Origin of the sequence: Actinomadura sp. RB99 (assembly GCF_014706005.1) — a bacterium.
GTDB lineage: Bacteria > Actinomycetota > Actinomycetes > Streptosporangiales > Streptosporangiaceae > Spirillospora.
In genome coordinates, this window is record NZ_JABMCA010000003.1 from 115,666 (window position 1) to 129,213 (window position 13,548).

Sequence of the window (13,548 nt, forward strand, 5' to 3'; positions counted from 1 at the left end):
CGGTCACAGCTCCGCGAACATGACGCCGAGGCTGACGCCGCCGGCGAGGCCGATGAGGGCGACGCGGTCGCCGGGACGGCAGCGTCCCTCCGCGATCGCGGTGTCGAGCTGGAGCGGCAGGCTCGCGGACGCGACGTTGCCGTGCTCGGGCAGCGTGACGACGAGCCGGTCGGGCGGGACGCCGAGCGTCGCCCGCAGCACCTCCAGATACGGCAGGGTCACCTGGTGGACGGCCACGACCGCGAAGTCGTCCCAGGTCAGGCCGGTCTTGGTGAGGGCGTTGGCGAAGATCTCCGGGCCGGCCGCGAGGAACGCCTCCTTGAGCCGCCGCCCGTCGCCGCTGAAGTAGGCGTACTCGGGGTCGCGCGGGTGCATCGACCCGCCGGCGGGGAGGGTGCCGATCCCCCAGGCGCTGGAGACGGCGGCGAAGTCGCGGTAGAAGATGCCGCCGTCGGGCGCGGCCTCGACGAGCATCGCGGCGCCGCCGTCGGAGAGGGTGTAGCCCGCGAACGCGTCCGCGAACTGGGCGCGGTCGCGCACCGTCCAGCGGATCGCGCGGGACGGGCTCTCGCCGGTGCAGACCAGCACCCGCTCGTGCTGGCCGGTGCGGATCAGGGCGTCCGCCGTCTGGAGGGCGTTGAGGAAGCTGTTGCAGGCGTTCTTGACGTCGAACACCGGGCAGGACGCGCCGAGCTTGGCGGCGGCGATGTGCGCGGTGGCGGGTTCGATCAGGTCCTGCGACGCGGAGCCGAAGATGAGCAGGTCGAGGGCGTCGGCGCCGAGGCCGCGCCGGTCGAGCGCCTTGCGGGCGGCGGCGACGGCCAGGTCGGACGCCTGCTCGCCGTCGGCCATGACATGGCGAGCCCGGATCCCGGTCATCCGCTCGACGATCGTGGGGTGCGGCCGGTAGCCGGGGCTCTCGGCGGCGACGCGGGCCTCGACCTCGGCGCTGGTGACCACGCGCGGCGGCAGGTGCGCGGCGACGGCGGTGATGCGGGCTCTCATGGGCTGGTCCCCCGGTCCTCGTCCTGTGTGGGAAAGCCAGGTTCGCGGGCCCCGGCCGCGTCCGGACAGGGAGACCCTACGGAAGACCGACCAGGCGTTCTAGCCTGATTCGCGGTGAGTAGTCGCGCTCATCCCGAATGAGTACTTTGCCGGACCAGCCGGTTCCGGCCACGGCGGCACGGCGTCGGGTACAGGGCATGACGTCAGACGAGGCAGGACGCCAGGCACAGGGCGGGACGTCGGATACCGGGCGGGACGTCAGCCGGCGGGCACGTCCGGCATGCTCGGCACGGCGGGCGCCGCGGCGCGCGGTATCTCCGACACGGCGGGCGGGGCCGAGGGCAGCGGGGAGACGATGATGGTCGCCGCCGGGCCGACCGGGTTCCCGTCGTCGCTCCGGCGCGAGCCCGACTGCCACCACCACAGCGCGATCGAGATGGCCACCAGGACGAGCACGCCGCCGATCACCTGGATGACCGCCCGGCGGTGGCTCGGCTCGCCGCGGTACCGCCGCCGGGCCCGCCAGGCCCGGACGCCGAGGCGGCCGCGCAGGCGTCCGGCGGGGCGCCCGGCGCCGCGCCACCGCCGCGTGCGGCGGGGCGGCTGAGCGCGCTCGCGTGCGGAGGGTTCGGTGAACGCGGCGTTCCTGACGAACTCCTCGTCGAACACGGGCTCGTCGAATTCAGCGGGCATGGACGTCTCCGGCGCGGGGGGAGTGCACGCCCCAGGCTAATGGACGGCCGCGGCACCCGAACGCCCCGGTCCGGAGCATCGAACTAGAACACGTTCTCAATTCAAGGCCGCGTGGCGGTGAGGAAGGTCACCACGGCGAGATCTTGAGTTCCGGCACGGGACCATGGCAATAGAAGCGCCACTGGATTTCGCCTGCTGAAATGGGAGGCCAACTCCGCATCAACGGGACAATCGCCGAGCGAGACACTTGTTTAGACTTGAGTCTCATTTGCTCTTGCCGGGCCGCTGAAACGGGTTCTACGGTGAGCCGAACCGGACGTTCTCGCGCCGTGTATCGGGAGGAACCGCGCATGACCGCCACCGCACCGGAGACCGCTGTCCCCGCCGGGTTCGACTTCTGCTGCCCGGACCTGATGGCCGAGCGGGTGCCGCTCGCCGAGTTCGCCGCGCTGCGCCGCACGGCCCGCCCGTGGTGGAACGCCCAGCCCCGCGGCCGCACCGGCTTCGACGACGACGGCTTCTGGGTGATCAGCAGGCACGCCCACGTCAAGGAGATCTCGCGCGACGCCGAGCTGTTCTCCGCCAACGCCAACGGCGCGGTCATCCGGTTCAACGAGACCTTCGGGCGCGACGAGCTGGACCTGCAGCGCGAGAACCTGCTGCTGCACATGGACGCGCCGCAGCACGCCAAGCTGCGCCAGATCGTCTCCCGCGGTTTCACGCCCCGCGTCGTCAAGGGCCTGCACGACGCGCTGCGGGAGCGCGCGGAGCGGATCGTCGCCGACGCCCTGCGCAAGGGCGGCGAGGGCGACTTCGTCACCGAGGTCGCCGCGGAGCTGCCGCTGCAGGCGATCGCCGAGCTGATGGGCGTCCCGCAGGAGGACCGCCGCAGGCTGTTCGACTGGTCCAACCAGATGCTCGCCTACGACGACCCCGAGTACGACGCCGACCCGGCCTGCGCCGCCGCGGAGATCATCGGCTACTCGATGAACCTCGCCGAGCAGCGCCGCGGCTGCCCCGCGCACGACATCGTCACCAAGCTCGTGCAGGCCGACGTGGACGGCCGCGGCCTCACCGACGACGAGTTCGGCTACTTCATGATCCTGCTCTCGGTGGCCGGCAACGAGACCACCCGCAACGCGATCACCCACGGCATGATCGCCTTCCTCGACCACCCCGCGCAGTGGGAGCTGTTCAAGGCCGAGCGCCCGGAGACCGCCGCGGACGAGATCGTCCGGTGGGCGACGCCGGTGACCGCGTTCCAGCGCACCGCCGTCCGCGACACCGAGCTCGGCGGCGTCGAGATCAGGGCGGGCGACCGGGTGGCGATGTACTACTCGTCCGCGAACTTCGACGAGGAGGTGTTCGACGACCCGGGGACGTTCGACATCACCCGCTCCCCCAACCCGCACCTCGGCTTCGGCGGCACCGGCGCGCACTACTGCATCGGCGCGAACCTGGCCCGGCTGGAGATCGGCCTGATGTTCGACGCGATCGCCGACCACATGCCGGACATCGCCCGGACCGGCGAGCCCCGCCGCCTGCGCTCCGCCTGGCTGAACGGCGTCAAGGAGCTGCCGGTGCGCTACCGCCCCTGATCCCGATGGGCGGGACGGGGCTTCCGACGGAAAGTAGAACTCGTTACAGTCGGAGGCGAATCCCGTTCTAGAAGGAGACCGCATGGGTACCCCGGTGATCGTCGAGGCGGTGCGCACGCCGCTCGGGAAGCGCAACGGCTGGCTGGCGGGACTGAAGCCGATGGCCGTCCTCTCCCACACGCTGATCGCCGCCGTCGAGCGCGCCGGCATCGACGCCGCCGAGGTGGAGCAGGTCTTCGCGGGCTGCGTGACGCAGGCCGGCGAGCAGGGCTCGCACATCGGCCGCTACGCCTGGCTGTACGCGGGCCTGCCCTGGCAGACCGGGGTCACCACGATCGACGCGCAGTGCGGGTCGGCGCAGCAGGCCGTGCACCTGGCCGCCTCGCAGGTCGCCGCCGGCGTCGTCGACGTCGCGATCGGCTGCGGCGTCGAGGTGATGAGCCGCGCGCCGCTCGGCACCAACGTGCTGCCCCACAACCCGCGTCCGGACGACTGGTCGCTGGACATGCCGAACCAGTTCGAGGCGGCCGAGCGGATCGCGCAGCGGCGCGGCCTCACCCGCGACGACCTCGACGCGTTCGGCGCGCGGTCCCAGCAGCTGGCCGCGAAGGCGTGGGCGGACGGCCGGTTCGAGCGGGAGATCGTCCCGATCGAGGCGCCCGTGCTGGACGCCGAGGGCAACCCGACCGGGGAGACCCGGACCGTCACCCGGGACCAGGGCCTGCGCGAGACGACGAAGGAGGGGCTCGGCAAGCTCAAGCCCGTCCTCGGCGAGGGCGCGCTGCACACCGCCGGCACCTCGTCGCAGATCTCCGACGGCGCCGCCGCGGTGGTCGTCATGTCCGAGGAGAAGGCGTTCGAGCTCGGGCTGCGGCCGCGCGCCCGGATCCGGGCGCAGGCGCTGGTCGGCGGCGAGCCGTACTACCACCTGGACGGGCCGGTCCAGTCGACCGAGCGCGTCCTCGCGCGGGCCGGGATGACGATGGGCGACATCGACATCAGCGAGGTCAACGAAGCGTTCGCGTCGGTCGCGATGTCCTGGGCGTCGGTGCACGAGCCGGACATGGACACCGTGAACGTCAACGGCGGCGCGATCGCGATCGGCCACCCGGTCGGCGCGACGGGCGCCCGGCTGATCACCACGGCGCTGCACGAGCTGGAGCGCCGCGACGCCCAGACGGCGCTGATCACCATGTGCTGCGGCGGCGCGCTGTCGACGGCCAGCATCATCGAGCGGGTCTGACCGGCGGCTCCTTCGACGCGCGGCACCCCCGCCGCGCGGTACCTCCGACGCGCGGCACCCCCGCCGCGTGGAATCCCCGTCGCGCAGCACCTCCGACGTGTGGGGACCCCGGAGGCGGAGCGCCGTTCCGCGTTCCGCTAGGGTCCCCACAACCGACTCGCCCGACCGGATTGGGCGCGAAAGGCGGTCCCGTGGAGCCGGTACCCGAGGATCTCGGCGGGGGGCTTTGGAGCGTTCCCGTCCCCATTCCGGGCAACCCGCTGGCCTACACGCTCGTGTACGCGGTGGAGAGCCCGCAGGGCCCCGTCCTCATCGACGCGGGCTGGGAGCACGAGGACGCCTGGACCGCCCTGCGCGACGGGCTCGGCACCTTCGGGATCGACGTCGCCGACGTGCGCGGGGTCGTCGTCACGCACTTCCACCCCGACCACGCGGGGCTCGCCGGGCGGGTCCGCGAGGCGTCCGGCGGGTGGATCGCGATGCACCGCGCGGACACCGAGATCGTCCGGCTGTTCCACACGAGCCTCGGGCACGAGGAGCGCCGCTCGTTCGAGCTGACCTCGATGCGCCGCGCCGGAGCCGACGAGTCCGAGCTCGCCGCCGGGATGGACCAGCCGCGGGTGGACCCGCCGGCGATCCCGGACCGCGCGCTGGACGACGGCGAGCTGGTCGACCTGCCGGGCCGGAGGCTGCGCGTCATCTGGACGCCCGGGCACTCCCCCGGCCACATCTGCCTGCACTTGGAGGATGGCGACCGGATGTTCACCGGCGACCACGTCCTGCCGCGCATCACCCCGCACATCGGGCTCTACCCGTACGACACCCCCGACGTGGACCCGCTGTCGGACTTCCTCGGCTCGCTGGACAAGATCTCCGCGATGTCCGCGGACGAGGTGCTGCCCGCGCACCAGTACCGGTTCACGGGCCTGTCCGGGCGCGCCCAGGAGATCATCGGCCACCACGAGGAGCGCCTGGCGGAGGTGACGGCGCTGCTGTCGTCGCGCCCCGTCACGCTGTGGGACGTGACCGCCGGGCTGACCTGGCGGCACCCGTGGGAGCAGATGCCCCTCGGCGTCCGCCGCATGGCCGCCGGCGAGGCGGCCGCGCATCTGCGCACCCTGGAGAACCGCGGCGTCGTCCGCCGCGAGGGCACCGACGACCCCCTCCGCTACGTCCTCCGCTGACGAAGACGTCCGATCGTCAGGAACGCAGGCTGATGCGGCGGCTCTCCAGCCAGCGCTGATCGTCCTCGGTCCACATCAGCGACTCGGGCTCGGCGCCCGCGAGGCGTTCGAGCTCCGCCGCGGTGAGCGACTCCGGCTCCGTCCACGGCTGGGGCCGCGGCAGCGCCGCGCGCCGCGCCCTGCGTCTGCGGAGCGCCGTCTTCACGACGTCGACGGCGGCGTACACCAGGATCCCGCCGACCACCAGTGCGAGAAACATCGCGGGACCTCCCATCCCCGGAAGCGGGCGTGCGTACAAGAAGTGACATTCCCGACCAAGCGGCACTACACCGCCCCATGTAGGTAAACGTCCGGCGCGCGGACCTCGCCGCAACGTGACAGGTCGATGCGATTCGGGTCACTCCACCGTCTGGACCCTTGATGAGACTGGAGTCTCATGTTAGAACGTGTTCTATATCCGGATGCCAAGCAAGCGTTCGATCACAAGATCATCCGACCGGCGTCCGACGCCGGTGACCGGCCCCGCGCGGCGCGACACGGAGCCACCGTCCCGTCCTCGAAGTGACCAGCCCGCACCGGCTCGAAGGAAACCCATGGCCACTGAGACCCGTACCGCTCCCACCCCGGCCTTCGTCGCCCCCGAGATCGACATCATCGATCCCGGCGTGTACGAGCGGGGCGGCATCCCGCACCGCCAGTTCGCGTGGCTGCGCGACAACGACCCCGTGCACTGGCACGCCGACCCCAACGACGGGGTCGACGGCTTCTGGGCGGTGACCCGCCACGAGGACGTGGTGCGCGCCTCGCGGCGCCCCGACCTGTACTCCTCGCACGAGCGGTCGGCGATGTTCGAGGAGTTCAGCGACGAGGACATCGCGCTGTACGGGCAGATGATGCTGTTCCAGGACCCGCCGGACCACACCCGGCTGCGCAGCATGGTCAACAAGGGCTTCACGCCGCGGATGATCGGCAAGCTGCAGGACCACATCCGGGAGATCTGCAACCGGCTGATCGACGAGGCGGCCGAGCTGGGCGAGTGCGACTTCGTCGAGCACTTCGCGGCGCCGCTGCCGCTCTACACGATCTGCGAGCTGCTCGGCGCGCCGCTGGAGGACCGGGAGAAGATCTTCGCCTGGTCCAACAAGCTGGTGGCCTTCAACGACCCCGAGTACATCGGGGACCGCACCGAGTCGCAGCTGTGCGCCGCCGAGTTCGCCGGCTGGGCGGGCGAGCTGGCCGCCGCGCGCGCCTCGACGCCGCGCGACGACATCGTGACCAAGCTGCTCACCCCGGACGCGGACGGCAACCGGATCACCGACGAGGAGTTCCAGCTCTTCGTGATCATGCTGTCGATCGCCGGGAACGAGACGACCCGGACCGCGACGGCGGGCGGCATGCAGGCGTTCTTCGAGCGCCCCGACCAGTGGGAGCGGCTGAAGGCGGACCGGAGCCTGCTGCCGACGGCGGTCGAGGAGATCGTCCGCTGGGTCAGCCCGATCAACCAGTTCCGCCGGACGGCGATGGAGGACGTCGAGATGGGCGGCAAGCTGATCCGCAAGGGCGACAAGGTCGTGCTGTTCTACAGCTCGGCGAACCGGGACGAGCGGGTGTTCGAGAACCCGTTCGGCTTCGACGTGGGCCGCGACCCGAATCCGCACATCGGGTTCGGCGGCGGGGGCCCGCACTTCTGCCTGGGCACCCACCTGGCCCGGATGAACCTGAAGATGATCTTCGAGACGATCCTGGACCGGATGCCCGACATCGCGCCGGCCGGCGAGGGCCGCCGGCTGCGCTCCAACTTCGTCAACGGGCTCAAGGAACTGCCCGTCCGCTTCACCCCGTCCCCCCGCCGAGGTTGATGATCGAGGTCCCACCGGACAGAGAGGTCCTGGCGCGATGACCACCACCCCCGAGATCGACCTGGTCGCCCTCGACGCGTACGAGCGCGGCGGCGCCCCCCACGAGCAGTTGGCATGGCTGCGCGAGCACGATCCGGTGCACTGGCACCACGGCGACCCGGACCGGGACTACCCGCCCTTCTGGGCGGTCACCCGGCACGCCGACGTGGTGCACGTGTCCCGGCATCCGGAGATCTTCTCCTCCTACGAGCGGCTCGCGCTGTTCGACGAGCCGGCGGAGGAGCACCTGGCCCTGCAGCGGCTGATGATGCTGAACCAGGACCCGCCGGAGCACACGCGCAAGCGCGGCATCGTCAACAGGGGGTTCACGCCGCGCGCGATCGGCGCGCTGGCCGACCACATCAGGGAGATCTGCCGGGGGCTGGTCGAGGAGACGGTGGCGCGCGGCGAGGAGGCGGACTTCGTCCGCGACCTCGCCGCGCCGCTGCCGCTGTACGTCATCTGCGAGCTGCTGGGCGCCCCGCCGGAGGACCGGGAGAAGATCTTCACCTGGTCGAACACGCTGATCGGCGGGGACGACCCGGAGTTCCAGCGGACGCCGGAGGAGGGCCAGGAGGCGGCGACGCAGCTGTACGCGTACGCCAACGTGCTGGCCGCCGACCGGCGGGAGAACCCGCGCGACGACATCGTCACGCGGCTGCTGCAGCCGGACGCCGACGGCCAGGTGCTGGACGGCGACGAGTTCGAGCTGTTCGTGATGCTGCTGTCGGTGGCCGGGAACGAGACGACCCGCAACGCCGCGACCGGCGGGATGCTGGCGCTGCTGGAGCACCCGGAGCAGTGGGCGCGGCTGCGCGCCGACCGGTCGCTGGTCCGGACGGCGGCGGACGAGATCGTCCGCTGGGTCACGCCGGTGAACCTGTTCCGCCGGACCGCCGTACGGGACACCGAGCTGGGCGGGCGCAAGATCTCCGCCGGGGACAAGGTCGTGGTGTTCTACTCCTCGGCCAACCGGGACGGGGCGGTGTTCGCCGACCCGTACGCCTTCGACGTGGGCCGCGACCCGAACCCCCACCTCGGGTTCGGCGGCGGCGGCCCGCACTTCTGCCTGGGCTCCCATCTTGCCCGGCTCGAGCTGAGTGTGCTTTTCGAAACACTTTTGGACACTGTGCCCAATATTGAACTCGGCGGTAACGTACGGAGGCTAAGGTCTAGTTTCATCAACGGCATAAAGGAGATGCCGGTGCGTGTGCGACCGGCGTCCCGCGACTGACGGGAGTGGTGCGTGGGCAGGGGCTGGCGTGGGTGAGGCAGACGAGCCGGGCGGACCGTTGCGGGTGGCCCTGCTCTCCTACCGGAGCAAGCCGCACTGCGGCGGCCAGGGGGTCTACCTCCGGCATCTGAGCCGGGAGCTGGTCGACCTCGGGCACACGGTGGAGGTGCTGTCCGGCCAGCCGTATCCGGAGCTGGACCGCGACGAGATCACCCTCACCAAGATCCCGAGCCTGGACCTGTACCGGGACGAGGACCCGTTCCGCACGCCGGCGCGCGAGGAGTTCCGCGACTGGATCGACGTGCTGGAGTTCGCGCACATGAAGACCGGCGGGTTCCCCGAGCCGCTGACGTTCAGCATCCGCGCGCTGCGCGAGCTGAAGCGGCGCCGCCGCGACTTCGACGTCGTGCACGACAACCAGGTCCTCGGCCTCGGCAACCTCGGCATCTCCCGGCTGGGCCTGCCGCTGGTGACGAGCATCCACCACCCGATCAGCGTCGACCGGCGGATCGAGCTGGAGGCGGCGCAGGGCGTCAAGCAGAAGCTCGGCAAGCGCCGCTGGTACGGGTTCGTCACCATGCAGTCGCAGGTGTCGCGGCGCATCGGCCCCGTGCTGACGGTGTCGGAGTCGTCCAAGGTCGACATCGTCAAGGACTTCCGCGTCGACCCGCGCGACATCGAGATCCTGCCGCTCGGCGTCGACACCCGCATCTTCCACCCGCGCGGCGAGCGCGTCCCCGGCCGGATCGTCGCGATGGCCAGCGCCGACGCCCCGATCAAGGGCGTGGACGTGCTGCTGCGGGCGGTCGCCAAGGTCGCCACCGAGCGGGACGTGCACGTCATCGTGGTCAGCCGCCCGCAGAAGGACGGCCCGACCGAGAAGCTGGTGCGGGAGCTGGCGCTCGGCGACCGGGTCCGGTTCGTCAGCGGCATCAGCGACGACGAGCTCGGCGAGCTGCTGGCCTCCGCCGAGATCGCGGTCGTCCCGTCCCGCTACGAGGGCTTCTCGCTGCCCGCCGTCGAGCACATGGCGTCCGGCACGCCGCTGGTCGCGAGCCGCGCCGGGGCGCTGCCGGAGGTCGTCGGCGACGCGGGCGTGCTGGTCGCGCCCGGCGACGTCGAGGAGCTGGCCGCGACGCTGCGCCTGCTGCACGACTCCCCCGAGGAGCGGGCGCGGGTGGGCGGCGCCGGGCTGGCCCGCGTGCAGGAGCGGTTCGCCTGGCCGGCCGTGGCGAAGGCGACCGTCGAGCACTACCGCGCCGCGATCCGCGAGCGGAACTACCTGCGGCTCGCCGCGTCCAAGCGGGCGCGCCGCGGCTGAGACGGGCGGCACCCGCGAGGGGCCGCATCAGGCAAGGCTGTAGTCGAGAAGCGCTGTAGTCGAGAAGTGCTGTGGGAACCCCATCCGGGCCTCCCCGTACGGAAGGAGCACGACCCTGCTGACCGTGGATTTCCAGCGGTTCCGCGTCACCCCCGGGGACCGCATCCTCGACATGGGATGCGGGGCCGGACGGCACGCCTTCGAGCTGTACCGCCGGGGTGCGCACGTCGTGGCCTTCGACCTCGACGCGGACGAGCTGGCCGGCGTCGAGAAGATGTTCGGCGCCATGCGCATGGAGGGCGAGGTCCCCGAGGGCGCGGCGGCCGAGACCGTGCAGGGCGACGCGCTGGAGCTGCCGTTCCCCGACGACCACTTCGACAAGATCATCGCCTCCGAGGTGCTGGAGCACATCCCCGACGACATGCGGGCGATGCGCGAGCTGCTGCGGGTGCTGAAGCCGGGCGGGCAGCTCGCCGTGACGGTGCCGAGCTGGCTGCCCGAGCGGGTCTGCTGGGCCCTGTCGGAGGACTACCACACCGCCCCCGGCGGCCACGTGCGGATCTACACGCGCGCGGAGCTGGAGGCGAAGTTCAAGTCCATCGGCTTCAAGGTCGGCGGCCACCACCACGCGCACGGGCTGCACGCCCCGTACTGGTGGATCAAGTGCGCGGTCGGCGTGAACGACGACGGCAACCCGCTCGCCAAGGCCTACCACCAGATCCTGGTCTGGGACATCATGAAGCGGCCGCTGGCGACCCGGCTGGCCGAGCGCGCGCTGAACCCGGTGATCGGCAAGAGCGTCGTCGTGTACTTCGCCAAGCCGTCGGCGCCGAGCACGCCGGCGTCCCCGGCCAGGGAGACGGCGGATGCCGTCTGAGACCGCTCCCCCCTCCGTCCCGGGGGTCGTGACGGCGGACGGCATCGTCGCGACGGCCCGCAGCATCGCCCGCCAGCAGGAGGCGTCCGGCGCGATCCCGTGGTTCTCGCCGGTCGGCGGCGTGCCCGGCCACGTGGACGCGTGGAACCACGTCGAGGCGGCGATGGCGCTGACCGTCGCCGGGCTCGGCGAGGAGGCGCGCCGCGCCTACGCGTGGCTGGCGAGCGTGCAGCGGCCGGACGGGTCGTGGCCCGCGAAGTGGGTGCTGGGCGAGGTCACCGAGCCGGGCGGCGAGTCCAACCACGCCGCCTACGTCGCGGTGGGCGTCTGGCACGAGCTGGTGTGCACCGGCGACGACGACTTCGCGCGGCGGATGTGGCCGGTGGTCCGGCGGGCCGTCGACTTCACACTCGGCCTGCAGACCCGGCGCGGCGAGATCATCTGGATCCGGCACGAGAGCGGCGCCGCGTCCGACCACGCGCTGCTGACCGGCTGCTCGTCGATCTACCAGTCGCTGCGCTGCGCGGTCGCGCTGGCCGAGCACCTCGGCGAGCCGCAGCCGGAGTGGGAGCTGGCCGCCGACCAGCTCGGCCACGTGGTGGCGGCGCATCCGGAGGCGTTCGCCGACAAGAGCCGCTGGTCGATGGACTGGTACTACCCGGTGCTCGGCGGGCCGGTGCGCGGCGAGGCCGCCGCGCGGCGGCTGGCGGAGGGCTGGGACGACTTCGTCGTGCCGGGTCTCGGCTGCCGGTGCGTGTCGGACCAGCCGTGGGTGACGGCGGCGGAGAGCTGCGAGCTGGTGATGGCGCTGGACGCGGCGGGCGACCGGGACCGGGCGCTGGAGCTGTTCACCACCATCCAGCACCTGCGGCACGAGGACGGCTCGTACTGGACGGGCTGGCAGTTCGAGAACGAGCGGCACTTCCCCGGGGACCGTTCCACCTACACGGCGGCGGCGGTGGTCCTGGCGGCGGACGCGCTGGCGGACGCCTCGCCGGGGGCGCGGCTGTTCAAGGAGATCGCCGGGCGGCCGCTCGGGCCGTGCGCGGCGTCCGACCCGCTGGCGTGCGGCTGCGCGCCGGTGGCGGTCGCCAACCCGGTGCGGACGCGCCTGTGACGGCGCCTCCGCGGGCCTAGAACGGGTTCTCGCAGACGTGGGGCCGCACCGGTGCGTCCGGTGCGGCCCCACGTCCGTTACGCGGCTTATGAGGCGTCTGTGGCCTCGGCGCCATCTGCGGCCTCGGGGGCGTCCGCGGCCCCGGTGGTGGCGCCGGGCCGGGGCGCGGCGGCCGGGTCCGCGCCGGAGACGCGCTCCAGGACGCGGAGGGAGCCCTGCACGCGGCGCTCCTCGAACGCGCCGCTCGCCAGGGCCCGCAGGTAGACGTGGTAGGGGGCCTGCCCGCCGTCCTTCGGGTCGGGGAAGACGTCGTGGATCACCAGCGCGCCGCCGACCGCGACGTGCGGCGCCCAGCCCTCGTAGTCGCCCTGCGCGTGCTCCTCGGCGTGGCCCCCGTCGATGAACAGCAGCGCGAGCGGGGTGCGCCAGAACGCCGAGACCGTCCGGGACTGCCCGACGACGGCGACGACCTGGTCCTCCAGGCCCGCCGCGCCGACCGTCCTGCGGAACGCGGGCAGCGTGTCCATCCGGCCGGTGCTGGGGTCGACCAGGGACGGGTCGTGGTGCTCCCAGCCCGCCTGGTTCTCCTCGGAGCCGTGGTGGTGGTCGACGGTGACGACGACGGTGCCGGCGTGCCGGGCGGCGGCGCCGAGGTAGATCGCCGACTTGCCGCAGTAGCTGCCGACCTCCAGCAGCGGCCCCGCGGCGGCGAGCCGGGCCCCGTACTCCAGGGCCGTCTCGTAGAGGACGCGGCCCTCGTCGTCCGGCATGAAGCCCTTGGCGCAGCGGGCGGCGCGCAGCAGGTGCGCCGGCATCGCGGGAGGGCCGTCCGGGCGGTCCGCGGCCGAGGTCGTCCCCGGGACGGTGGACGCCTCGCGCAAATCAGACGGGGTTTCGGTCATCCGCGCACCTTATCCGACACCGAATGAGACTCGGGTCTCGCCCCGGTGTTGCCGCACCATACTGGAACGTGTTCTACTTTTCCGGGCGGGCGGCCGGGGCCAGAACCCGGTTCGGTAGGTTGGGCGCCGAGCACCGGGCCGGCGGGGCCGCGCCGCCGCGCGGACCTCCCCGGGACCGCACCCGCCCATCCGGGAACGCGAACGGAGAAGCCGATGAGAGTACGAGTCGACCCGCTGGTGTGCGAGGCCAACGGCGTCTGCGTCGGGCTCGCCCCCGAGGTCTTCGACCTCAACGACGACGACGAGCTGGAGATCCTCAAGCCGGACGTGCCGGCCGAGGAGGCCGACCGCGTCCGGCACGCGGTGCGCTCCTGCCCGAAGGCCGCGCTGACGCTCGAGGAGTAGCCGCACCGGCGGCCCGCCCGCGCCCGCCGCCGCGCCCGCGGCGGCAGGGGCGGGACCGCACCGGCGGTTCG

The 13,548-nt window shown here is 72.4% G+C and carries 13 protein-coding genes; 9 read left to right on the forward strand and 4 right to left on the reverse strand.

Annotation, left to right across the window (positions count from 1 at the left end):
• Nucleotides 1–3 precede the first annotated feature (3 nt).
• Together amrb99_RS04135 and amrb99_RS04140 are read right to left on the reverse strand one after the other, a co-directional pair.
• Nucleotides 4–1,005, reverse strand: a complete 1,002-nt coding sequence (locus amrb99_RS04135; RefSeq protein ID WP_190852430.1) for a ketoacyl-ACP synthase III — start codon at nt 1,003–1,005, stop codon at nt 4–6.
• A 258-nt stretch (nt 1,006–1,263) separates the two neighbouring features.
• Complete coding sequence (locus tag amrb99_RS04140; RefSeq protein ID WP_190852434.1) at nt 1,264–1,698, reverse strand: hypothetical protein; 435 nt, start codon at nt 1,696–1,698, stop codon at nt 1,264–1,266.
• 350 nt (nt 1,699–2,048) lie between these two features.
• Here amrb99_RS04140 and amrb99_RS04145 point away from each other — a divergent pair, with 350 nt between their 5' ends.
• The 3 genes from amrb99_RS04145 (at nt 2,049) to amrb99_RS04155 (ending at nt 5,723) form a co-directional block, all read left to right on the forward strand.
• Nucleotides 2,049–3,296: a cytochrome P450 gene (locus amrb99_RS04145; RefSeq protein ID WP_190852436.1), complete on the forward strand. Its 1,248-nt coding sequence runs from the start codon at nt 2,049–2,051 to the stop codon at nt 3,294–3,296.
• Between the two features lie 82 nt (nt 3,297–3,378).
• Complete coding sequence (locus amrb99_RS04150) at nt 3,379–4,539, forward strand: steroid 3-ketoacyl-CoA thiolase (protein ID WP_190852445.1); 1,161 nt, start codon at nt 3,379–3,381, stop codon at nt 4,537–4,539.
• Nucleotides 4,540–4,730: 191 nt separating this feature from the next.
• Nucleotides 4,731–5,723, forward strand: coding sequence for an MBL fold metallo-hydrolase (locus amrb99_RS04155; protein ID WP_190852454.1), 993 nt, complete (start codon nt 4,731–4,733; stop codon nt 5,721–5,723).
• 16 nt (nt 5,724–5,739) lie between these two features.
• On the opposite strand, the gene amrb99_RS04160 is transcribed toward amrb99_RS04155, so the two are convergent.
• Entirely contained in the window at nt 5,740–5,982 is a 243-nt protein-coding gene (locus amrb99_RS04160; protein ID WP_190852456.1) for a hypothetical protein, read from the reverse strand.
• A 334-nt stretch (nt 5,983–6,316) separates the two neighbouring features.
• On the opposite strand from amrb99_RS04160, the gene amrb99_RS04165 reads away from it, so the two are divergent.
• The 5 genes from amrb99_RS04165 (at nt 6,317) to amrb99_RS04185 (ending at nt 12,170) form a co-directional block, all read left to right on the forward strand.
• Nucleotides 6,317–7,582, forward strand: a complete 1,266-nt coding sequence (locus amrb99_RS04165) for a cytochrome P450 (protein WP_190852458.1) — start codon at nt 6,317–6,319, stop codon at nt 7,580–7,582.
• Between the two features lie 37 nt (nt 7,583–7,619).
• The gene (locus amrb99_RS04170) at nt 7,620–8,855 is read left to right on the forward strand and encodes a cytochrome P450 (protein ID WP_190852461.1); all 1,236 of its coding nucleotides are present in this window, start codon (nt 7,620–7,622) and stop codon (nt 8,853–8,855) included.
• A 28-nt stretch (nt 8,856–8,883) separates the two neighbouring features.
• Nucleotides 8,884–10,176 (forward strand): glycosyltransferase family 4 protein, encoded by a 1,293-nt coding sequence (locus amrb99_RS04175; RefSeq protein ID WP_347256522.1) that lies wholly within the window; start codon nt 8,884–8,886, stop codon nt 10,174–10,176.
• 115 nt (nt 10,177–10,291) lie between these two features.
• A complete protein-coding gene (locus amrb99_RS04180) occupies nt 10,292–11,053 on the forward strand; it encodes a class I SAM-dependent methyltransferase (RefSeq protein WP_190852809.1) in 762 nt (253 codons plus the stop codon).
• A complete protein-coding gene (locus amrb99_RS04185; RefSeq protein WP_190852463.1) occupies nt 11,043–12,170 on the forward strand; it encodes a prenyltransferase in 1,128 nt (375 codons plus the stop codon). Before amrb99_RS04180 ends, amrb99_RS04185 begins: the two co-directional genes overlap by 11 nt.
• An 86-nt stretch (nt 12,171–12,256) precedes the next feature.
• Here amrb99_RS04185 and amrb99_RS04190 read toward each other — a convergent pair whose 3' ends face one another.
• A complete protein-coding gene (locus amrb99_RS04190; protein ID WP_190852811.1) occupies nt 12,257–12,985 on the reverse strand; it encodes a class I SAM-dependent methyltransferase in 729 nt (242 codons plus the stop codon).
• A gap of 300 nt (nt 12,986–13,285) precedes the next feature.
• Between amrb99_RS04190 and amrb99_RS04195 the strand changes: the two genes are divergently transcribed.
• Nucleotides 13,286–13,477, forward strand: coding sequence for a ferredoxin (locus tag amrb99_RS04195; protein ID WP_151598811.1), 192 nt, complete (start codon nt 13,286–13,288; stop codon nt 13,475–13,477).
• Nucleotides 13,478–13,548: the final 71 nt, after the last annotated feature.